The organism is Tardiphaga sp. GW821-FHT12E02 (assembly GCF_058807155.1).
Genome location: NZ_JBXAQK010000001.1, coordinates 40,803 through 62,235 on the forward strand (window position 1 = coordinate 40,803; position 21,433 = coordinate 62,235).

The following is a 21,433-nucleotide window of genomic DNA, read 5'->3' on the forward strand; positions in this document are numbered from 1 at the left end:
GCGCACACCGTCTGGCCTGATTGCTGCATGAGTTTGTAGCCGGCTCATTTCCCTCCGAGACATTGCCCCATGCATGACTACGATATGATCGTCATCGGCTCTGGCCCATCGGGCCGGCGTGCCGCCATCCAGTGTGCCAAGCTCGGAAAATCGGTGCTGGTGGTGGAGAAAGGACGGCGGGTCGGCGGGGTCTCGGTGCATACAGGCACGATCCCCTCCAAGACGCTGCGTGAAACCGTGCTGAACCTCTCCGGCTGGCGCGAGCGCGGCTTTTACGGGCTCGGCTATCGCGTCAAGCAGGATATCGGCGCACAGGATCTGATCGCGCGGCTGCACAAGACGCTCAATCACGAAGTCGAAGTGCTGGAGCATCAGTTCAGCCGCAACGGCGTGCGCACCGCGAACGGCGAAGCACGCTTCACCGGCCCGCACGACATCGAGATCGTCTCGGAACGCGGCGATATCAAACGGGTCACCGGCGCAAAAATCCTGATCGCCTGTGGCACCCGGCCTTTCCGTCCGGATTACGTGCCGTTCAATGGCAGTAGCGTGCTCGATAGCGATGAAGTGGTCGAACTGCCAAAGCTGCCCCGCAGCCTCGCCGTGGTCGGCGCCGGCGTGATCGGCGTCGAATATGCGACCATCTTCAGCGCGCTCGACGTGGCGGTGACGCTGATCGAGCCACGATCGAGCTTTCTGGATTTCATCGACAAGGAGCTGATCGGCGAGTTCATGCATGAACTGCGCGATCGTAATGTCGCATTGCGGTTGGGATCGAAGGTGTCGTCGATCAGACTGGCCGAGAGCGGGCATATCGTCACTGACCTCGCCGATGGTCGCCATGTCACGTCCGACATGCTGCTCTTCGCCGCCGGCCGCGTCGGCGCAACCGACGCGCTAAAGCTCGACTCCGCCGGCATCGAGGTCGATCATCGCGGCCGCATCAAGGTGGATCCGACGACCATGCAGACCAATATCCCGCATATCTATGCGGCCGGCGACGTGATCGGCTTTCCGTCGCTCGCCTCCACATCGATGGAACAGGGTCGCGTCGCTGCCTGCCACGCGCTTGGCATTGACGCGCATGCGCCCCCGGAATTCTTCCCATATGGCATCTATTCGGTGCCGGAGATCTCGACCACGGGCCTCACTGAAGAGGAAGTGCGCGAAAAGGGCATTCCTTACGAGGTCGGTATCGCGCGTTTCCGCGAGACCTCACGTGGCCATATCATGGGGCTGAACACCGGCATGATGAAAATGATATTCTCGACCCGTACCAAGCGTCTGCTGGGCGTGCATATTCTGGGCGAAGGCGCCACGGAGTTGATCCATATCGGCCAGGCCGTGCTCAATTTGAAGGGCACCATCGACTACTTCATCCAGAACACGTTCAACTATCCAACGCTGGCGGAAGCCTACAAGATCGCCGGGCTGGACGCGTGGAACAGGATGACGGCGAAATAGACCCGTCATCAGTTCAGCTTCACGACCTCCACGCGCCGGTTCTTGGCGCGCCCGTCATCGGCATCATTCGATGCTGCGGGCGCCAGCATGCCGACGCCGGCCGCGCGCAGGCGTTTGCCGTCGGCGCGGTAACTGGCGGTCAGCGCAGCAACCACTGCTTCCGCGCGACGGCGGGACAGATCGAGATTGTAGTCGTAAGCGCCCTGATTGTCGGTATGGCCCACGATCAGCACGGCGAGCTTCGGATCGGATGACAGCAAGCCTGCGATTTCCTGCAAAGTCGGCGCCGACTCCGGCTTGAGATCCGACTTCGCGGTATCGAAGAAGATTCCGTATAGCGCGACACGGCCGGTCGAGCCGATCGTCTTCGCCATCTCGTCGGCCTTCACCACCACCATCTTCTGCTCGCGCGGCTTCGGCTCCACGACATGCACCAGCGCGACCGTCCGCTCGTTGAACGCCTTGCAGTAGAGATCGTCTTTCACCTGGAACGTATGCACGGTGACGTAAGCCTCGCCGCCGGGCTGCGGAATTTTTGCCGCGAAGAAACGCTGATCATCGATACCTGATGCCAAAGCGCATTTGCCGTTGGAGAAATCGGCATCCTTGATCTGAGCTTCGGTGACGAAATGCATCATCAAGCTCATATCGCCGCCGCCACCCGAGCTCGCGCGGGTCGCTTCGCCGCCGCAATCCTCGCCCTTGCAGCTGAACAGGACTTCGCCGCCGGCCGATTTCACCACATCCTGATAGTTGCGCAGCACTTCCAGCGGCGAGCGGTTGGCGGGCAGCAGATAGGCGATGCGTGTTCTTGCGCCCTCGACCTCAAGCGCCTGCTTCGGTTTGTAAATCTGGTTGTTCATCCGATCGCGTTCGCTCTCGCCGGCCTTTTCCAGCTTCGACAGCGGGATCGTCAGATCGGTGAAGGCCAGCCGTTCATAACTGACGATGAATGAACCGTCATAGCGCTTGAGCAACACATTATCACGCGCGTTTGGAATATCCTTGGTGGGGATCGTGGCCTCAGCGAATGAGCCACCAGCGCCGACCAGGCAGAAAAGACCAAGCATCAGAAGGCGTCGCAGCATCGGTGACATATCTCCGTGGCACTGACGGACACGATCACCATTCAGAATGCGGACACAAGAAAACTCGTCAGTGGCTGAACGCCGCGCAGCCATGTCCGGATTTCGTTGAACCGAACATGGCTGCGCAGTGACTTATTCGATCGCCTTTGCGGGCGATCAGCCCCACGGGCCACGACGCGGCGCATTGCCGCCATTCCACGGGCCGGTCGCGGCGGGCGCTACCGGTCGCTGCTGCAGCGTGCCGCCGCGTGCGCCCATCTGGCTCGCCAGCTGCTGCAGCGCCGCGATTCGGTTTTGCGTGGCCGGATGCGTCGTGAACAGACTGTCCATGGCCCGGCCCGACAGCGGATTGATGATGAACATATGCGCGGTCGCCGGTGCGCGCTCGGCATCCTCATTCGGGATCTGATGCGACGCGTTTTCGATCTTGGCCAGCGCCGAGGCGAGCCACATGGGCTGGCCGCAGATGCGTGCGCCCATCTCGTCCGCCGCATATTCGCGGGTGCGGCTGATCGCCATCTGCACCAGCATGGCGGCGAGCGGCGCGAGGATCATCAGCGCGATCTGGCCGATCATGCCGGGACCATTGTTGTTGCGGTTGCCGCCAAAGAACATGCCGAACTGGGCGATCATCGAGATCGCACCGGCAATGGTGGCGGTGATGGTCATCAGCAGCGTGTCATGATGCTTGATATGCGCCAGCTCGTGCGCAACCACGCCGGCGAGCTCTTCGCGCGACAGCTGCTGCATCAAACCGGTGGTGACGGCGACCGCGCCATTTTCCGGATTGCGGCCGGTTGCAAACGCGTTCGGCTGCGGGTTGTCCATGATATAGACCTTGGGCATCGGCAGACCGGCATTGTGGGCGAGCTCACCGACCATGCGATACAGGTCCGGCGCGTTGCGCGCGTCCACCGGCTGCGCGCCGTGCATCGACAGCACCGCGCGATCCGAATTCCAGTAGGCGAACATGTTCATGCCGGCGGCAACCACCAGCGCGATCATCGCGCCTGACGCGCCGCCCATGAGATAGCCAACGCCCATGAACAAAGCGGTCATGCCGGCCAACAGAATAGCGGTCTTGAAATAGCTCATTGGTCCTCCTGCCCGCCTGCATCAGCAATGCGGTGCAGGCTTAAAATGGTGATGGCAGTGATTGTTCCGCAAGGCGGCACGATGCGGCAGCGCGTCGCGGCCATGCTGCCAAATGCATTGACGCCGCCAATGGCAGCCATAGGCTGCGGACAACGAAAAACATTACAAAGAGGAAACCTCCATGGCTCGCGTGAAGTTCGGCGCCTTTCTCGCTCCCCACCATCCGATCGGCGAACATCCGATGCTGCAATTCCGGCGGGATCTCGATCTGGTCGAGCAGCTGGATTCACTCGGCTATGACGAATTCTGGTGCGGCGAGCATCATTCCTCTGGCTGGGAGATGATCGCCTCGCCGGAGATGTTTCTGGCCGCCGCCGGCGAGCGTACCAAGCGGATCCGGCTCGGCACCGGCGTGATCTCGCTACCCTATCATCACCCCTACAATGTCGCCCAGCGCATGGTGCAGCTCGACCATATGACCGGCGGGCGGGCCATCTTTGGCTCCGGGCCGGGCGCGCTCGCCTCCGATGCGCATACGCTCGGCATCGATCCGATGACCCAGCGCGATCGCCAGGACGAAGCGATCGACATCATCCGCCGGCTGTTCAAAGGCGAGCGCGTCACGGCCAAGAGTGACTGGTTCACCATGAATGACGCTGCACTGCAGATCCTGCCGCTGCAGGAAGAGATGCCATTCGTGGTGGCGTCGCAGATCTCGCCGTCGGGCATGACGCTGGCCGGCAAATACGGGATCGGCATCATATCGCTCGGCTCAATGTCCACGCAGGGACTGATGGCGCTGCCGACCCAATGGGGCTTTGCCGAGGATGCCGCCAAAAAGCACGGCACCACGGTGGACCGGGCCAACTGGCGGGTGCTGTTGAGCTGGCACATTGCCGAGACACGCGAACAGGCGGCGCGCGAGGCCGGGCCGGGGCTGATGCGCTGGCATAACGAATATACGGTGAAGACGCTGCAGCGGCCGGGCGTGCAGCCGTTCAGCTCACCCGAAGATGCCGTCGAGAAGACGGCGGGTGGCGAGAATGCCGCCTCGACCATCGGCACGCCGGACGATCTGATCAAAACCATCAAAAACCTGATGCAGGTGTCGGGTGGCGTCGGCACCATTATCGGCTTCGTGCACGACTGGGCCAATCCGGAAAACACACGGCGCAGTTGGGACATGGTGGCGCGCTATGTTGTGCCGGAAATTAACGGCTATATCGCGAGCCTGCGCAAGTCGCAGACCTGGGTGATCGAGAACCGTGAAATCTTCGAGCGCGCAGGACAGGCCGTGATGGCAAAAATCATGCAGAACGACAAAGCCGCAGCGGCACTGCCGCTGACTGGACCAGGACGCGTGGCGATCCCGACGGTGAATGCACCGGATTTGCGGAAGGGATGAGGCGACGACCTCAACTGTCATCACCCGCGAAAGCGGGTGATCTGATAAACACTCCTGTCAGTCAAATGCGTAGGCTGCTGTGTCTACTGGATCGCCCGGTCCGGCCGGGCGACGACAGTGGAGGCTCTTGCGATATAAACGAGTCCTACTTCCCGTAATATTCCTGCGTGGTCTCCCACGCCGCTGCCTGCAGGACCCCAGCCGTCGCAGCATCGAGGCCGGCGCGATACGGACTGCCGACCGGCGAACGGCCCGTCAAAGCCGTGAACACCACGCAGGATGCGAGATAGGTCCCCGCCATGCTCGGATGACGCTTGTCGGGCTGATACAGATTGAGCTCAGGCTGTTTCGCCCGCACCTTGGCAAAAGCCAGCCCCGCCGGGATCACCAGCGCATCATTGGCATTGCCGGCCACCGTATAGGCCTCCGCCAGTTCCGCTGTCATTTCGGGCTTGTCGAGATAGGCCCATGACATGAAGAAGATCGGCCGGGCGCCATGCGCGCGCACGATATCCGCATCCTTCTTGGCATAGTCGGTGAAGACCGATTTCAGCTTGGGATGGATCGGACATTGGCTGCAATCCATCATGATGGCCGCATCGAACAACTTGTCGCGCTTGTTGAAGATGATGTTGTTGTTGTCATCGAATGAATAGGAGGCGATGGCGTTCGGCCGGAAATAACTTTCGACATCGTGCCATTCGAAGCCGGAACCACCGATTGTGACGGAGGTCGCCTGATAGCTGGCTCGGTTGGCAGGATCGGCTGCGCGGACCATCGCCAGCACATGGCTGTGCATGCTGTTGTTGAAATAGAAGAAGCTGTTGCCGATGAAGATTTCGGTCTTCGGGAAATCCGGGCCGAGCGTGGTAACCTTCGGTTTGGTCTGCGCCCATGCCGAATGGACGTCGAAAGTCACGGCGACAAGGGCCGCGAAGACAATGCGGATCAGAATGGACATGTCCCTCTCCTTCGCGCAATGCGCTCAATGATTGTCCGTTCCGAACATCTGCCGCATACCGACATAACCGGCTTGCTGCTGACTCCAGTTACGGCCGCCAATCACGCCACCATCGACCACGAGATCGGTGCCGTTGACGAAGCTCGACTCGTCACTCGCAAAGAAGACGGCGGCATGCGCGATGTCGTCCGGCAGGCCGGCGCGCGGGATCGGCTGCGCGGCCTTGAACACCTCGCGCATCTTCGCTGCGGTGTTGTCTGCGTCCTCCACCGAGAGGCCGAGCGCCTTGCCGAAAATGCCGGTGGCAATGGCACCCGGCGAAATGCTGTTGACGCGCACGCCGCTCTCGCCGAGCTCCATGGCCACACATTTGGTAAGATGGATCACGGCAGCCTTGGCAGCGCCATAGACCACCGACGACGAATAGCCGGCAAGATGACCGGCAATGCTGCCATTATTGATGATGCTGCCGGAGCCCTGCTTCTTCATATGTGGCGCGGCGTGTTTCATGCCGAGCATGACGCTGCGGACCAAGGTTGCCATCGCGGCATCGAAGCGATCGACCTCGAGGCCTTCGATGCCGCCGGTCTGGGCGGGACCACCGGCATTGTTGAACAGGCAATCGATACGGCCGAACTGATCGACCGCGAGCGCAATCAGCGCCTTCATCTGCGCTTCATCGGTCACGTCAGTCTGCAGGAAGCGGCAATTGGCACCGAGCTGCCTGGCGAGTGCATCGCCTTCGGCCGCGCGGCGCCCGGCGATCACAATCTTCGCGCCTTCGGCCACGAAGACCTCGGCCGTGCGCAAACCGATGCCACTGGTCGCACCAGTGATGACGGCGACCTTGTTGTCCAGACGTCCCATGAACGCTTCCCCATTCTTGATTTTATGGGGAGCATTTGACGCCGGAGCATGGCCGCGGCGCAAGGCGTATTTCAGTGATTTATTTCACCCGCAGCGAAAGCTTCATCAAGTCTGCCGGTTCGGGCATTCGCATCTGCACGCCGGCCATGATCGGCGCATCGCGGTAATGGCGCACGCCGTTCAGATCGAGCACGAATAGCGGCTGGTGATTGAGCAATTGCACATCTTCCACCATGGCCATGCGGCGATTGTCGAGCAGCCACCAGCGGCCATCGAGGCGGATCGAGGCGACGGCATGGTCTTCCTGGCGCAGCGTATCGCGCAGGATGACAAGACGAAGATCACTGTTGGCGACACCGGTGGCGCGCAAAGCGACGAATTTGGCAATCGCATAATCCTCGCAATCACCGGCACCAGTGGTCAGGAAAGCCAGCGGCGCACGCCAGACATCGGCCTCGCCATAGAGGGCGAGATCATCGCCGGGACGCGCTGCAAGATTGATAGCGCGGTTGATCTCGCCAGCACGGGCGCGACCATCCTTGGCTTTGCCGGCATCGACGATGGCGAGAAACTTTCTCGCAACGGGTGATGTGCATTTGCTGCGATCTTCCTCGCAAAGGGCGAGGACCAGCATCTCATCGTCGATCTGGCGTTCGACGCCGCGCCACTTTTCACTCAGCGCGCTGTCGTCCGGCAGCGTTGTGGCCTGGCGTGAGAACGGCTCAAAGGATCGTAGAATATCCGACGCCTGGAACGGCATCATCGGCGCAGCGACCGCGCTGCCAGCAACAAAGCACAATCCACAAGCGAAAATTGTTGCGCGTATCCTGCGCGACAGACCAAGTTCGAACATCTGAAACACCCCGTCCCGTCCGGGTCATCGGCGAGCCCCCGCTCGCACGTGTCCGGATCATTGATGCGGGCAGCATGGGCGCGGGTGTTTGCCGCCTCGTTAAATGCGGGCAATGGCCCGGCGGTTTCATCGAATGCGGCTAAGCCGACCTCTCGCATTTAGTGACAATTTGAACGATCGCGAGGCTGGGCGGGCATTCTGTCCGCCCGGTTCGGTTCCGGGGGTACCGCGGTTCCGAGGACGGAACCAAATCTTCAGGCTGAAATCAGGGTTAACGAGAATTTACCTTTGAGATCAAACGCCTAGAAGACGCGGATGAAGCGGCATTTCCAATCGCAACGTGCTGCGTACACGTCCACTTTCGCATTGCACCCCGTGGTGGTATGCATGGCTCAATCCTTAGTAAATTCTTAATGATGAGCGCAGGCTTTGAACTACGCCGGCAATTTTGATTTCGGGCTGCTCGGGAACTCGTCTTCCATCGATGAGGGCACTGGCGTTGTCACAACACGCGTTGCCACTGATGCCTCGGCCATCGTCGTTGACGATGCACAATTGCTGTTCGGCGGCGATTACGCGCGCCGGGGCTCCGATCTCGTCTTGTCCAAAGACGGTCATGACCATGTCATCGCCGATTATTTCAAAAGCGCCCAGCGCAAGGCGCTGAGTTCGTCCGACGGGGCGATGCTTTCACCCGATCTCGTCAAGGCGCTGGTTGGAGAAGTGCAAGTCGCCCAGGCCGGCGGTGCGGCAGCCGGTGCGGCGCAGGTGATCGGCTCCGTGAGCAAGCTCGCCGGCTCTGCCACCGCGATCCGCAACGGCGTCTCGGTGATGCTCAATGTCGGCGATAACGTGCAGAAGGGCGATGTCGTCCAGGCCGGCGCGGATTCGTCGCTCAATCTCACTTTCATCGACGGCACCGTGTTCGGCCTTTCGGCCAATGCCCGCATGGTGCTGAACGAGATGGTCTACGATCCGCAAGGGTCGGCAAACTCCTCGCTGCTGAGCCTCATTCAAGGCACCATCACCTTCGTTGCCGGCGAGACCGCGAAGAATGGCGACATGCGTGTCGATACGCCGGTAGCGACCATGGGCATCCGCGGCACCGCGGTTCTGGTCGAGATCGGCTTCGAGGTGCCCGGTCAGGGAAGCGCACCACCGGTGAAATTCCAGGTGCTGGTGGAGCCGAACGGCCGCACCGGCTCTTACGTGCTCTACAATAAGAACACCGGCGCCATCATGGGCACGGTGAACCAGGCCGGACAGGTGACATCCATCACCGGCGGTGGTGACCTGTCGGTTGGCACGGCCGAACCGCTGTCCTCCATCGCCCAGTCGATCATCCAGCAGACCCTGCAGCAGTATTTTCCGAGCTATGTGCCGAATGCCAACCCGCGCAGCGGCGGTGGCGGCGGTGATTCGACGCCGTCAGACCCCAATTCCGGCACCAACCCCGACCCGCTGAAATTCGCACCACCGCCAGAGCCCTTCCCCGGCCAGCCATTCCAAGTGCCGATCAACCTGCCCGGCAGCGACATCAATACGCCGCCCGTCAATGTCACCATCACGCGCTTCAACACTGCGCCCACGGTGACCGTGACGCCGGTGGTGGTCGTGCTGCCGCAGGACCAGACCAGTTTTGATATCGGCAAGCAGGTGGTTATCGCCGATCCGGACGTCGATGATGTCGCCACGCCTTACGTGCCGGGCAGTGCGCGGATCGTTTCCGCCACTGGACCGAATGGCACGCCTGCCTCGCTGAACCTGAAATCGCTGGTGATCGTCGATCCGCAGACCGGCCACGTCAGCTATGATCCTGTCGCCTTCAAGTTTCTCGCTGCCGGGCAGAAGGCCGTCTATGTCATCGAATTCGACAGCCAGTCCGGCCCGGATACGACGCATCAGACGCTGACATTCACGGTCGATGGGACCAACGATGTGCCGGTGGTGACAACGGCACTGACGGGTGCGGCGACACAGGGCCAGGCTGTTCAGAGCTTCGATTTGCTCGCGGGCGCATCCGATCCGGATCTGGGCGAGACAGCCAGCCTAACAGTGGGCAGTGTCAAATACGCGCTCCACGGCAATCTATTGCCGAACGGCGCGCCAAACGGCGTGACACTGACTGGCACCGTGCTGCATGTGGATCCCGGCGCCTTCGCGTATCTCGGCGCGGGACACACTGCGACGCTACTCGTGTCCTACATGATCATCGATGCTCAGGGCGCGAGCGTCGCGCAGACCCAGACAATTACGATCACCGGGACCAATGATGGCCCGGAGATCGATGCCGACAACACCACGGCGACAGCAACTGCAGCGCTCGGAAGCGAGGGCGTTTCCGCCCAAGGCAGTATCGCTTTTGCCGATGCCGATCTTGGCGATATTCACCAGGCCGATGCTATAGCTGCCACGGGCACCATCGGTTCGCTCACCCTGAGCATCACAGAATCCAACGGCAGCGCCGCAAATGGCAGTGTCACCTGGACCTATCATGGCGACCCGGCCACCATCGCCGCCGCCCTGATTGCGTCGGAAAACGGATCGATCGAGGAGACCTTCACAGTCACCATCGATGACGGACATGGCGGAAGTATCCAGCAGTCCGTCACAGTGACCATCGCTGCCAATGTCTGGACGGGTGGCGGCATTGGCCAGCTCCGTTTCTCATCGGAAGCGGCGCCGAGAAACAACTGGAGCAGCGGCGGAAACTGGAGTCTGGGCGAGCCGCCGGACGGCAAACAATTCGTCCTGTTCAGCAGCGACGTGACCATCAATCTGGATGTGACGGCGCATGTCGGATCGCTATTGATCGGTAACGGCGTCGATATTTTGCTGACCGCATCCGGCAATGGCCGCACGCTCAATGTGGCCGGCGATGTGGTCAATCACGGTGACGTCACGCTGGCTCCGGGCGTTACGCTGCACGTCAGCGGCGACATCCACAATTACGGCCAACTGACCATCGACCATCATACGTCTGGTTCGACGCTGCTGATCGATGGTCATGTCGAACTTGATGGCGGCGGCATCGTCAGTCTCGATGGCAGCGCCGACCGGATTACCGGTGTGACCCACAATTCGATACTTGAGAATATCGACAACAAGATCGATGGCTACGGCAAGATCGGCGATGGCCATCTTACGCTGATCAACGCTGCCGGCGGCATCATCGCAGCGACCGATCTATGGCATGGCATCACCATCAATACCGGCCTGGGTACATTTACCAATGACGGCTTGATCGTCTCGGCATCCCTGTTTGGCGGTTTGAGGATTGCCGGCGACCTCGTCAACAATGGAACGATCGAGGCGCGCAAGGGCGTTCTCGAAATTGACGGTGACGTCACCGGCGGCAGCGGGCTCCATCATGGTGGCCATGCCGTCATCGACGGTGGCGTTCTGAAATTCGGGGGCGCGTCTAACAGTGACGTGCTGTTCTCCGGAAATACCGCAGATCTCCTGATTCTCGAAGATCCCTGGCACTTCACCGGGACTGTGACCGGCTTTTCCTTCGGAGATACAATCGATCTGGAAGGCGTGTCGTGGTGGAACGTGCGCCTGATCGACAAGGGCGACTGGTTGCAGGTCAAGTTCGGCAATTATTCGTTCCGGATCGACGGTGACTACGATGCCAGCCACTTCCTGATCAGCACCGATTTTCACGGTGGCACGATCATCACCTGGATGGATCAGGCGCCACAGATCGAGACCGACGATCTCCGTATCACCCAGCATGGCCAGACGACGACGATCACCGGCCTGTCGATGTTCGATGACGATGCCGGACGCCGCGAAACTTTCTCATATGAGATCGTCGCAGATGGCCATTCAACGGAACATGGCAGTGGCCGGCTCGCTACAATCAACAGCGAGCTCTCGCATGGCTTCAGCTATACAGCCCAGAATGGTGAAACTGTTGGCAAGGTTGCCGTGACAGTCACCGACGGCCATGGCGCTTCCGATACAGTGAACTTTATCTTCGGCACAGCGAATGCGCTGGCGACGACCTCGCTGACGCTGAATGGCACTGCGGGCAAGGACGTCCTGATCGCGACCAGCCACGCTGACACGCTGACCGGCGGCGCCAGTGCCGACCAGTTCGTGTTCCAGTCGAAATCCGGCCAGCACGTGATCACCGATTTTGCCGTCGGACAGGACAAGATCGAATTCGATTTTGTTCACGGCAGCAATTACGCGTTCCGGCAATGGCTGACCGATCACGCCTCACAGCAGGGCGCCGACACATTGATCACATTCGGCAACCAGGATAGCGACGGCACGCTGCTGCTCAAACACATCAATGTCGCGGATCTGAAAGCGAGCGATTTCATTCATGGTGGCGGACATCTTCTGGTGTGATCTCGGTTCCTCGGAATGAACCTTTCGAGCCGTTACGGAGCCAATCCGAACTTCGATGTCACCATTAACCGTGCCTTATCCCCCACCTGCACAAGTCGCCCGATTGATGGCATAATGCCTCCCGTCCGGGGAACAGACAGATCGAATGCGAGCCGGCGCGCGACGCCTGACAGAGCCGCATTCTGATAATCCGCAAAGGCTTGACGATGCAGCGTGCTTTGTCGCGACCCTCCAGCCCACCGGCGCGGACCGAGCTTGGCGATGCCTTGCGCGCCTGCCGCGGCGCCTTTCTGGGCGTCGGGCTGATGAGCTGCATGATCAACATCCTGTATCTCACCGGCTCGTTCTTCATGCTCGAAGTCTATGACCGGGTGCTGCCGAGCCGCAGCGTGCCAACGCTGGTGGGGCTGATCGTGCTCGCCGGCGGGCTCTACATCGCACAAGGCGTGCTCGACCTGCTGCGGGGACGCATTCTGGTGCGGATCGGTTCCTCCCTCGACGAAGCCCTGAGCCCACGCGTGTTCCAGACCGTGGTGCGGTTGCCCCTGCTGGCCGGCAAGAGCAATGAAGGCCTGCAGCCGCTGCGCGATCTCGACAATGTCCGCTCTTTCCTCTCCGGACAGGGACCGAGCGCGCTGTTCGACCTGCCCTGGCTGCCGCTCTATCTCGCCATCTGCTTCGCATTCCATCCCATGATCGGCGTCACCGCGCTGGTCGGTGCATTGCTGCTGGTGGCACTGACCGTGCTCACCGAATTCATGACCCGCGCGCCAGCACAGGAAGCCGCCAGTCTTGCCGCCAGGCGCGGCAGCATCGCGGCATCCGGCCGGCGCAATGCCGAAGTCGTGGTCGCCATGGGTATGGCCGGCAGGCTGGCGCAACGCTGGAAGGATGCCAACGAGACCTATCTGGCCGGCAATCAGCGCACCAGCGATGTCGCCGGCGGGCTGGGTGCCATCGCCAAGGTGATGCGCATGATGCTGCAATCTGCCGTGCTCGGTGTCGGCGCCTATCTCGTGATCAATCAGGAAGCCACCGCCGGCATCATCATTGCCGGTTCGATCCTCAGCGCCCGCGCGCTGGCGCCGGTGGACCTCGCCATCGCCCACTGGAAGAGTTTTGTCACGGCGCGCCAGAGCTGGCATCGGCTGAACGGTCTACTCCACGTGCTGCCCGAGCAGTCGCCGCTCACGCAACTGCAGAATCCTCGTGACACGCTTAGCGTCGAGACCGTCAGCATTGCCCCGCCAGGCGAACAGCGTGTCACCGTGAGCGATGTCACGTTTGCACTGAAGGCCGGCAACGGGCTCGGCATCATCGGACCGTCCGGCTCCGGCAAATCGTCGCTGCTGCGGGCGCTGGTCGGCGTGTGGCGGCCGGTGCGTGGCCATGTCCGCCTCGATGCGGCGGCCATCGAACAATGGGCACCGGACGATCTCGGCCGCCATATCGGTTATCTGCCCCAGGATGTGGAACTGTTCTCCGGCTCCATCGCGGATAACATCAGCCGCTTCGATCCCGACGCCAGGGATGGCGACATTATCGATGCCGCAAAGCAGGCCGGCGTGCATGAGCTGATCGTGAGCATGCGGGAAGGCTACGACACTGAAGTCGGCGACCATGGCAGCGTACTTTCCGCCGGCCAGGCACAGCGCATCGCGCTGGCGCGGGCGCTGTACGGCAACCCGTTCCTGATCGTGCTCGACGAACCGAATTCCAATCTCGACACCGATGGCGACGAAGCGCTGACACGCGCAGTACGTGCCGCCCGCACGCGCGGCGCCATCGTCGTCGTGGTGGCCCATCGCCCGATCGGCATCGAGGGCGTCGATATGCTGCTGGTGATGAAGGACGGTCGCATGCAGGCTTTTGGGCCGAAGGAAACCGTGCTCGGCCAGGTGCTGCAGCGCCCGGCGCCGCAGCCGATCAAGATCGTCGCCGATGGCGGAGTGGCCAAGCCATGACGACAACCAACACGCCTTCACAGCGCTCCATCCGTTTTCACCTGATCATCGGGCTCGCCGTAGTCCTTATACTAGGCGGCGGCCTTGGTGGCTGGGCTGCAACCGCACAGCTCGCCGGCGCGCTGATCGCGCCGGGCTCGGTGGTGGTCGATACCAACGTCAAGAAAGTGCAGCACCCGACCGGGGGCGTGGTCGGCGAAGTTCGCGCGCGCGATGGCGACATCGTAAAGGCTGGCGACGTCGTGGTGCGGCTGGATGACACCGTGACCAAAGCGGGCCTCGCCATTGTCACCAAGAACCTCAACGGTCTGTGGGCGCGTGCCGCACGACTCGAGGCCGAACAACGCGGCGCCGATCGCATCACCTTCCCGCCGCAGCTACTGGATCAGATCGCGGACGAGGACGTGAAGAACGTCATCGCCAGCGAGACGAAACTGTTCAATGTCCGCTCGACCGGTCGGGTCGGCCAGAAGCAGCAGTTGCGCGAGCGCATCGCCCAGTTGAATGAGGAGATCTCCGGCCTGATCGCACAGGAAGCTGCCAAGACCCGCGAGATTGCGCTGGTGGAAAAAGAACTGGTCGGTGTCCGCGGTCTGTTCGACCAGCAATTGGTGCAGATTTCACGTCTGACCGTGCTGGAGCGCGACGCTGCCCGCTTGGCGGGCGAGCGCGCGCAATTCATCGCGGCGCGCGCACAAGCCAAGGGCAAGATCACTGAAATCGAACTGCAGATCTTCCAGATCGACAAGGATCTGGTCAGCGAGGTCTCGAAGGATCTGCGCGAGACCAATGACAAGATCGGCGAGTTCGTCGAACGCAAGGTGACCGCAGAGGACCAGTTGCGCCGCATCGACATCCGCGCGCCGCAGGACGGCGTGGTGCTGCAATCCAATGTCCATACGGTCGGCGGCGTCATCACCGCCGGTGACACCTTGATGCTGATCGTGCCGCAAACCGACAGTCTCTCGGTGGAAGCCCGTGTCAATCCGCAGGACATCGACAAGCTGATGATCGGTCAGAAGACCGTGCTGCGCCTCACCGCCTTCAACCAGCGCACCACACCTGAATTGAACGGCGAAGTCAGCCGTGTCTCCGCCGACACGACAACCGACCAGCGCACCGGGCAGGCCTATTACACGATCCGCATCTCACTGCCGCCGTCGGAGGTGACGCGGCTGGGCGATGTTCGCCTGATCCCCGGCATGCCGGTGGAAGCCTTCGTGCAGACGGGCGAGCGCACGATGCTCTCTTATCTCGCCAAGCCACTCAGCGACCAGTTCATGCGTGCGTTCCGCGAGAAGTGATGCACGCATTATGAAATTTGCTCGGCGACTGAGACGGCTGGCGCGGCGGTTCGGCAAAGCCCGCGCCTTTTGCGTCGTGCTGCTTTTCGCACTGGCTGCGCTGCGAATCGCCGACATCCCCGCGCTTGAAGAGCTACGCCTGCGCAGCTTCGACACCTATCAGGTAATCGAGCCACGGGTGAAAACCGTGAAACCTGTCGCGATCGTCGATATCGACGAAAAGAGCATCCAGAAATACGGTCAGTTCCCATGGCCGCGGACTCTCCTCGCGGACCTCGTGAACAAGCTGCGGATGGCAGGCGCAGTGGTGATCGCTTTCGACGTGGTATTCCCCGAGCCAGACCGGCTCAATCCCGATCTCGCAGCGAATACATTTGCCGGCCTCGACGACGACACGCGTGCGCGCCTGAAGGCGCTGCCGAGCAATGACCAGGTCTTCGCCGACGCCATCAAGCGATCGCGCGTCGTGCTTGGCGAATCTGGCCTTCCTTACGTGCTGCGCGAACTCGACAAGAAGCTCCCGGTGACAGGCCTGGCGACGCTTGGCGGCGAGCCACAACCTTTCATGCTGAATTTTCCCGGCCTGCTGCGCAATATCGAGCTGATCGAGAATGCTGCGTCCGGACGCGGTATCTTTTCGATCCGCAACGAGCGCGACGGCATCGTGCGTCGCGTGCCGATGTTGATGCAGACGCAGGGCATCATCATGCCCTCGCTCAGCTTCGAGATGCTGCGCGTGGCCTCCGGCAACGACACCATCCTGGTGAAATCCGACCGCGCCGGCATCAAGAGCATCGGCGTGCGCGGCCTCGAAATCCCCACCGACCGCAACGGCCAGCTCTGGGTTCATTTCGCCAAACATGATCCGAGCATCTATGTCTCGGCTGCCGATATCCTCGACGGCACCGCGCCGCTACAGGCTCTGGCCCGCAAGCTGGTGCTGATCGGCACATCGGCAGTGGGGCTGCTCGACGTCAAGACAACACCGTTGGACGCCTCGATGCCGGGCGTGGAAGTCCATGCGCAGGTTCTAGAAAGCGCGCTGACCAAGACCATCCTGTCGCAGCCGAATTATGCGATCGGCGCCGAACTACTCACCGCGATCATCCTCGGCATCATCGTGATCTGGCTGGCGCCGATGTTCGGCCCAATCACACTGGTGATCATGGGATCGATCTTCGCGGCGCTGGTGATCGGCACGTCGTGGTATTTCTTCCAGCAGCAACGCCTGTTGATCGACTTCACCTATCCATTGCTCTCGACGACGCTGATCTATCTGATCCTCATCTTCAGCAATTTCGTCCGCGAGCAGGCGCAGCGCCGCCGTATCCGCTCGGCCTTCAGCCAGTATCTGTCCCCTGCCCTCGTCGCGCAGCTCGCGCAGTCACCCGAGAAGCTGAAACTCGGCGGTGAAGAGCGCGAAATGACCATCATGTTCTCGGACGTGCGCGGCTTCACCACCATCTCGGAGTCCTACAAGCACGATCCGCATGGCCTGACCACGCTGATGAACCGCTTCCTGACACCGCTCACCAATGCGATCCTCGACCGCAAGGGGACCATCGACAAATATATGGGCGATGCCATCATGGCGTTCTGGAATGCGCCGCTCGACGATCACGAGCACCAGATCAATGCCTGTCATGCCGCGCTCGACATGCTGGAGAAGATCGAAGCGCTGAACAAATTACGCGAGGATGAGGCCGCCCATGGCGGGCACGTCTACATCCCGCTGAATGTTGGTATCGGCCTCAACACCGGCATTTGCGTGGTCGGCAATATGGGCTCCGACCTGCGCTTCGATTATTCGGTCCTCGGCGACAGCGTGAATCTCGCATCGCGCCTGGAGGGACAATCCAAGGAATACGGATTCCCGATCATTGTGGGGTCGAAGACTGCACTCGCGGCAAAGGACAAATTCGCGATTCTCGAACTCGATTTCATCATGGTGAAGGGAAAGACCGAGCCGGAAGTGATCTATGCCGTCGCTGGCCGTGAGGATATGGCACGATCGGAGCGCTTCCAGCAATTGCGCAACCTCACCATCGAGATGCTTGCCTGCTATCGAAATCGCGACTGGGACGGCGCGCTGTTTGCCATCGAGCGAGGGCGTGGCTCGGATGCCGGCCATCAGCTGGAAGCGCTATACGGATTATACGAGAAACGGCTTCACACCTATCGCGACAGCCCGCCGCCGGCGGACTGGAATGGCGCATTTGCGCTGCTGACCAAATAGATGATCAAATCTCCCGCAACGCCCGTGGCGTCGGCAGGCTCACTTCCGCGAGCTTGAGATTATCTTCGTTCTGATCGATCGCCACATATTGTCCGTCCCAATAGGTCAGGGCCGTGTGCGGGGCGGCCGTCACGACATCGCGAACCCGGCCGATAACGATGGCGTGGGAGTGACGCTCGATCACGTCCTCGACTTCGCAATCGAGGGCCGCGAGCGCGCCAGATAACAGCGGCACGCCGGTAGCACGCGTTATCCATTGCGCGCCCGTAAAACGATCTGCCCCCTTGAGGCCTCCCTTGCCGGAGAAACGCTCGGCGACATCGACTTGTTCGGCGGAGAGAATGTTGACGCCGAAAGCGCCGTAGCGCTGTAGCAGTGGCCACGAGGAAGACTGCCGATTGACGCTGACGATCAGCGTCGGCGGCTCGACCGAGAGCGACGATACGGATGTCACCGTCATGCCGGTGATGTCCTTGCCGCGTCCGACGGTGATCACGCTCACGCCGCCCGCAAGCGACCGCATCGCGCCCCGGAACGCATCGGACGGTGCATCGCTATCGAAGGTGATGTTGCGCACAATAGAGTTCATGGCGTCCTCGCGGGTAATGACTAGACGTCCGTGCCGAGCAGGTTGCGGAGGATTTCACCCTCGAGCGCGGCCTGATCTGCAGCACCATGCTGGCGCGGACGTGGAATATCGACAGTGATATCGTGAGCGATACGGCCTTCTTCGATCACCAGAACGCGGTCGGCCAGCGCAACGGCTTCCGACACGTCGTGAGTGACCAGGATCGAGGTAAACCCCTGATCGGCCCAGACGCGGTTGAGGAGGCCCTGCATCGAAATGCGGGTCAATGCATCGAGGGCGCCGAGCGGCTCGTCCAGCGCGAGCACACGCGGATGGCTGACCAGCGCGCGAGCCAGGGCAACGCGCTGTTTCTGGCCACCGGACAGAACCGAAGGCCACTGATCACGCTTGTCGGTGAGGCCGACTTCGCCGAGTGCCTGTTCGGCGCGCGCTTTCGCATCCGCCTTGCGGCGATCGCGACCGAGGCCGACTTCCACATTCGACAGCACGCTGGCCCAGGGCAGCAAGCGCGGCTCCTGGAACATGACCCGGATGTCTTCTGCACGCGTATCGTCGCTGAAGCTGATGGTGCCCGCAGTCGGCTTTTCGAGACCCGCGATCAGGCGCAACAGCGTGCTCTTGCCGCAACCGCTCTGGCCGACAATCGCGACGAACTGGCCGGCGGGAATGTGAAGATCGATGCCGCGCAGGACTTCATTGTCGCCGAACGCCTTGCTCAGACCGCGGATGGTCAGCGCCGCGCCGCGCTTCGACTGCGAACGGCGCGCCTTTTCAGCCAGCGCCTGCTCGACACCGACGGGCGCCTCGACGCGCTGGGCTTCGGCATGGCTGAGACGAAGGGATTGCTGAAGGGTCATGTCAAAACTCTCGCTTTCGAGTTCGCTCAGTGTTTCTGAAAAGCCGGATGCCAGGACAAAGTCAGGCGCTCGAGCAGGCGGGAGGCGCTATCGGCGACCTTGCCGAGCAGCGCATAGATCAGGATGCTGAGCACGACGACGTCGATCTGCATGAATTCACGTGCCTGCATGGCCATGTAGCCGAGGCCCGACGAGGCAGCGATGGTTTCCGCGACAATCAAGGTCAGCCACATGATGCCGAGCGCGAAGCGCACGCCGACAAAGATCGACGGCAGCGCGCCTGGGAAGATCACGCGACGGAACAGCTCGCTATTCGTCATGCCATAGATGCGGCCCATCTCGATGAGCTGCGGATCGACGGTTCGGATGCCATGCAGCGTGTTGATATAGATCGGGAAGAACACGCCAAGCGCGACCAGGAACAGTTTTGCCGACTCATCGATACCGAACCACAGGATAACCAGCGGGATCAGGGCCAGATGGGGGACGTTACGCACCATCTGTAGTGTGGTGTCGGTGAGCGTGCTCGACAGGCGCGACAGGCCATTGGCGAGACCGAAGGCGAAGCCGATACTGCCGCCAATCAGGAAGCCGACGGACGCCCGCCAGAACGACACCCAGATATTCTGGGCGAGCTCACCTGACATGAGCAGCTTCCAGCCTGCGACGGCCACATCGGTCGGCGCCGGCATGACGCGGGATGGCATCAAGCCGGTGACGCTGGCGGTCTGCCACGCCAGCAGGATCACGAGCGGAACAATCCACTGCGCCAGACCATCGATACGCGGCAGCCGCAGACTCCGTGCGCGAGGAAGGATTTCAACGATGCTCATGATGGGATTGCCTGTGGGATTTACGATGCGCTTTGCGCGCGATGCTCATTGGCGACGATTTCGCCGACCGGGCCGGTGCGGGAGCGCAGCGACGTCACGTTGTCGTGGTTCTGCAGCGACAACAGCGGGAAGACGAGTTCGGCGAAGCGATAGGCTTCTTCGAGATGCGGATAGCCGGACATGATGAACGTATCGACGCCGACGTCCTGATATTCCTTGACCCGTGCAGCCACTGTCTCCGCATCGCCGACCAGCGCCGTGCCAGCGCCACCGCGCACCAGACCGACACCGGCCCAGAGATTAGGGCTGATCTCGAGCTTGTCGCGGCGTCCGCCATGCAGCTGCATCATACGCTGCTGGCCGACCGAGTCCTGACGAGCCAGCGTCTTCTGCGCATTGGCGATCACGTCATCGGTGACATACTTGATCAGATCGTCTGCAGCTGCCCACGCAGCTTCGTTAGTCTCGCGCACGATGACATGCAGACGGATGCCGAAGGACAGTTGACGGCCACGCTTTTCGGCCGCCGCCTTCACCCGCGCGACCTTTTCGGCCACCTGCGCCGGAGGCTCACCCCAGGTCAGATATTTATCCACGCTATCGACGGCGACATCGATGCCGGCGTCCGACGATCCGCCGAAATAAAGCGGCGGGCGGGGCGACTGCACCGGCGGAAAGATCAGGCGACCATCCGCGATACGGATATGCTTGCCTTCGACATTGACCGTCTTGCCAGCAAGCAGATCGTTATAAACGCTCAGGAACTCGCGCGTGACCTCATAGCGTTCGTCATGCGACAGGAAAATGCCGTCGCCAGCATTCTCGACGGGATCGCCGCCGGTGACGACATTGATGAGCAGTCGGCCATTGGTGACACGATCCAGCGTCGCGGTCATGCGTGCAGCGACGGCCGGCGATTGCAGGCCGGGGCGCACCGCAACCAAATAGCGTAGATGCTCTGTCCAGGGCGCAACAGCGGAGGCAACGACCCAGGAATCCTCGCAGCTGCGCCCGGTCGGGAGCAACACGCCGTAGTAGCCGAGCTGATCGGCGGCCTGGGCGATCTGGCGGAGATAATTGAAATCGACCTCGCGCGCACCATGCGCGGAGGCCAGATAGCGGCCGTCGCCGTGGGTCGGCAAAAACCAGAGCACTTTGGCTGGCGACGGATTGCTCATAAAAACGTATCCCAAGCATGGCTATTGCGAATGCAAGGGATGATGGGGACACCTTCTCAACCTGTCGAGACGCCCGCAAAAATAGCGACATGCGCACTGTGACATCCGTCAAGCACGCAGTGTTCGTTTCGTTTTTGAAGCGGGTTGAAGGGCATTTTTCTCCGCGCACAACACCCAATCGGTCGATCACGAGATCGTGGACCGTTCAGGAAGCCCGTCATGCAATTTGGCGGGCGCCGCTCATAGACAAAAAATCTACAAGGCCCGAGAATACGACAAGAACGATCTTCCCTTCCCTCGATTTGAAGGGCGTCATTTCGCAGAGGCCATTGACGTTCTGTTAATGACGTCGGTGTCCTGATCCCACAATTGCGCCA

At 61.3% G+C, this 21,433-nt stretch carries 15 protein-coding genes; 6 read left to right on the top strand and 9 right to left on the bottom strand.

Translation table 11 applies throughout. The annotated features are described in order from the left end of the window. Window positions 1–69: 69 nt before the first annotated feature. Window positions 70–1,464, top strand: a complete 1,395-nt coding sequence (sthA, locus tag AC1RQ5_RS00205) for a Si-specific NAD(P)(+) transhydrogenase (protein ID WP_493196642.1) — start codon at window positions 70–72, stop codon at window positions 1,462–1,464. Window positions 1,465–1,472: 8 nt separating this feature from the next. On the opposite strand, the gene AC1RQ5_RS00210 is transcribed toward sthA, so the two are convergent. Then, on the bottom strand, window positions 1,473–2,552 hold the full coding sequence (locus AC1RQ5_RS00210; RefSeq protein WP_398478103.1) for a DUF4892 domain-containing protein: 1,080 nt from the start codon (window positions 2,550–2,552) through the stop codon (window positions 1,473–1,475). A 156-nt stretch (window positions 2,553–2,708) separates the two neighbouring features. Further along, window positions 2,709–3,647: a zinc metalloprotease HtpX gene (gene htpX / locus AC1RQ5_RS00215; protein WP_493196643.1), complete on the bottom strand. Its 939-nt coding sequence runs from the start codon at window positions 3,645–3,647 to the stop codon at window positions 2,709–2,711. A 181-nt stretch (window positions 3,648–3,828) separates the two neighbouring features. Between htpX and AC1RQ5_RS00220 the strand changes: the two genes are divergently transcribed. Continuing rightward, window positions 3,829–5,052, top strand: coding sequence for an LLM class flavin-dependent oxidoreductase (locus tag AC1RQ5_RS00220; RefSeq protein WP_398478107.1), 1,224 nt, complete (start codon window positions 3,829–3,831; stop codon window positions 5,050–5,052). Window positions 5,053–5,197: 145 nt separating this feature from the next. On the opposite strand, the gene AC1RQ5_RS00225 is transcribed toward AC1RQ5_RS00220, so the two are convergent. From AC1RQ5_RS00225 to AC1RQ5_RS00235, 3 genes are all read right to left on the bottom strand, one after another. Continuing rightward, window positions 5,198–6,013, bottom strand: coding sequence for a hypothetical protein (locus AC1RQ5_RS00225; RefSeq protein WP_398478109.1), 816 nt, complete (start codon window positions 6,011–6,013; stop codon window positions 5,198–5,200). A gap of 24 nt (window positions 6,014–6,037) precedes the next feature. Beyond that, window positions 6,038–6,880 carry an SDR family NAD(P)-dependent oxidoreductase gene (locus AC1RQ5_RS00230; protein WP_398478111.1) on the bottom strand — a complete coding sequence of 281 codons (843 nt, stop codon included), beginning with the start codon at window positions 6,878–6,880 and terminating at the stop codon, window positions 6,038–6,040. A gap of 79 nt (window positions 6,881–6,959) precedes the next feature. Beyond that, window positions 6,960–7,733 (bottom strand): transglutaminase-like cysteine peptidase, encoded by a 774-nt coding sequence (locus AC1RQ5_RS00235; RefSeq protein WP_398478113.1) that lies wholly within the window; start codon window positions 7,731–7,733, stop codon window positions 6,960–6,962. Between the two features lie 429 nt (window positions 7,734–8,162). Here AC1RQ5_RS00235 and AC1RQ5_RS00240 point away from each other — a divergent pair, with 429 nt between their 5' ends. The 4 genes from AC1RQ5_RS00240 (at window position 8,163) to AC1RQ5_RS00255 (ending at window position 17,599) form a co-directional block, all read left to right on the top strand. Beyond that, a complete protein-coding gene (locus AC1RQ5_RS00240) occupies window positions 8,163–12,095 on the top strand; it encodes a VCBS domain-containing protein (RefSeq protein WP_493196644.1) in 3,933 nt (1,310 codons plus the stop codon). Between the two features lie 206 nt (window positions 12,096–12,301). Next, on the top strand, window positions 12,302–14,059 hold the full coding sequence (locus AC1RQ5_RS00245; RefSeq protein ID WP_493196645.1) for a type I secretion system permease/ATPase: 1,758 nt from the start codon (window positions 12,302–12,304) through the stop codon (window positions 14,057–14,059). Further along, entirely contained in the window at window positions 14,056–15,363 is a 1,308-nt protein-coding gene (locus AC1RQ5_RS00250) for an HlyD family type I secretion periplasmic adaptor subunit (protein WP_398478120.1), read from the top strand. Before AC1RQ5_RS00245 ends, AC1RQ5_RS00250 begins: the two co-directional genes overlap by 4 nt. A 10-nt stretch (window positions 15,364–15,373) precedes the next feature. Continuing rightward, on the top strand, window positions 15,374–17,599 hold the full coding sequence (locus AC1RQ5_RS00255; RefSeq protein WP_493196646.1) for a CHASE2 domain-containing protein: 2,226 nt from the start codon (window positions 15,374–15,376) through the stop codon (window positions 17,597–17,599). A 4-nt stretch (window positions 17,600–17,603) separates the two neighbouring features. On the opposite strand, the gene AC1RQ5_RS00260 is transcribed toward AC1RQ5_RS00255, so the two are convergent. Genes AC1RQ5_RS00260 through ssuD form a run of 4 tightly spaced genes read right to left on the bottom strand, consistent with a single transcriptional unit; the run spans window position 17,604 to window position 21,056 of the window. Next, window positions 17,604–18,188: a flavin reductase family protein gene (locus AC1RQ5_RS00260; RefSeq protein WP_493196647.1), complete on the bottom strand. Its 585-nt coding sequence runs from the start codon at window positions 18,186–18,188 to the stop codon at window positions 17,604–17,606. 20 nt (window positions 18,189–18,208) lie between these two features. Next, window positions 18,209–19,045, bottom strand: coding sequence for an ATP-binding cassette domain-containing protein (locus AC1RQ5_RS00265; protein ID WP_398478127.1), 837 nt, complete (start codon window positions 19,043–19,045; stop codon window positions 18,209–18,211). Window positions 19,046–19,071: 26 nt separating this feature from the next. Continuing rightward, the gene (gene ssuC / locus AC1RQ5_RS00270; RefSeq protein ID WP_493196648.1) at window positions 19,072–19,878 is read right to left on the bottom strand and encodes an aliphatic sulfonate ABC transporter permease SsuC; all 807 of its coding nucleotides are present in this window, start codon (window positions 19,876–19,878) and stop codon (window positions 19,072–19,074) included. 20 nt (window positions 19,879–19,898) lie between these two features. After that, window positions 19,899–21,056 (bottom strand): FMNH2-dependent alkanesulfonate monooxygenase, encoded by a 1,158-nt coding sequence (ssuD, locus tag AC1RQ5_RS00275; RefSeq protein ID WP_493196649.1) that lies wholly within the window; start codon window positions 21,054–21,056, stop codon window positions 19,899–19,901. Window positions 21,057–21,433: the final 377 nt, after the last annotated feature.

What these genes read in the sequence shown, in the direction of transcription:
- sthA (WP_493196642.1), top strand. Translation starts at nt 70, where the DNA reads ATGCATGACTACGATATGATCGTCATCGGCTCTGGCCCATCGGGCCGG.
- AC1RQ5_RS00210 (WP_398478103.1), bottom strand. Translation starts at nt 2,552, where the DNA reads ATGCTGCGACGCCTTCTGATGCTTGGTCTTTTCTGCCTGGTCGGCGCT.
- htpX (WP_493196643.1), bottom strand. Translation starts at nt 3,647, where the DNA reads ATGAGCTATTTCAAGACCGCTATTCTGTTGGCCGGCATGACCGCTTTG.
- AC1RQ5_RS00220 (WP_398478107.1), top strand. Translation starts at nt 3,829, where the DNA reads ATGGCTCGCGTGAAGTTCGGCGCCTTTCTCGCTCCCCACCATCCGATC.
- AC1RQ5_RS00225 (WP_398478109.1), bottom strand. Translation starts at nt 6,013, where the DNA reads ATGTCCATTCTGATCCGCATTGTCTTCGCGGCCCTTGTCGCCGTGACT.
- AC1RQ5_RS00230 (WP_398478111.1), bottom strand. Translation starts at nt 6,880, where the DNA reads ATGGGACGTCTGGACAACAAGGTCGCCGTCATCACTGGTGCGACCAGT.
- AC1RQ5_RS00235 (WP_398478113.1), bottom strand. Translation starts at nt 7,733, where the DNA reads ATGTTCGAACTTGGTCTGTCGCGCAGGATACGCGCAACAATTTTCGCT.
- AC1RQ5_RS00245 (WP_493196645.1), top strand. Translation starts at nt 12,302, where the DNA reads ATGCAGCGTGCTTTGTCGCGACCCTCCAGCCCACCGGCGCGGACCGAG.
- AC1RQ5_RS00250 (WP_398478120.1), top strand. Translation starts at nt 14,056, where the DNA reads ATGACGACAACCAACACGCCTTCACAGCGCTCCATCCGTTTTCACCTG.
- AC1RQ5_RS00255 (WP_493196646.1), top strand. Translation starts at nt 15,374, where the DNA reads ATGAAATTTGCTCGGCGACTGAGACGGCTGGCGCGGCGGTTCGGCAAA.
- AC1RQ5_RS00260 (WP_493196647.1), bottom strand. Translation starts at nt 18,188, where the DNA reads ATGAACTCTATTGTGCGCAACATCACCTTCGATAGCGATGCACCGTCC.
- AC1RQ5_RS00265 (WP_398478127.1), bottom strand. Translation starts at nt 19,045, where the DNA reads ATGACCCTTCAGCAATCCCTTCGTCTCAGCCATGCCGAAGCCCAGCGC.
- ssuC (WP_493196648.1), bottom strand. Translation starts at nt 19,878, where the DNA reads ATGAGCATCGTTGAAATCCTTCCTCGCGCACGGAGTCTGCGGCTGCCG.
- ssuD (WP_493196649.1), bottom strand. Translation starts at nt 21,056, where the DNA reads ATGAGCAATCCGTCGCCAGCCAAAGTGCTCTGGTTTTTGCCGACCCAC.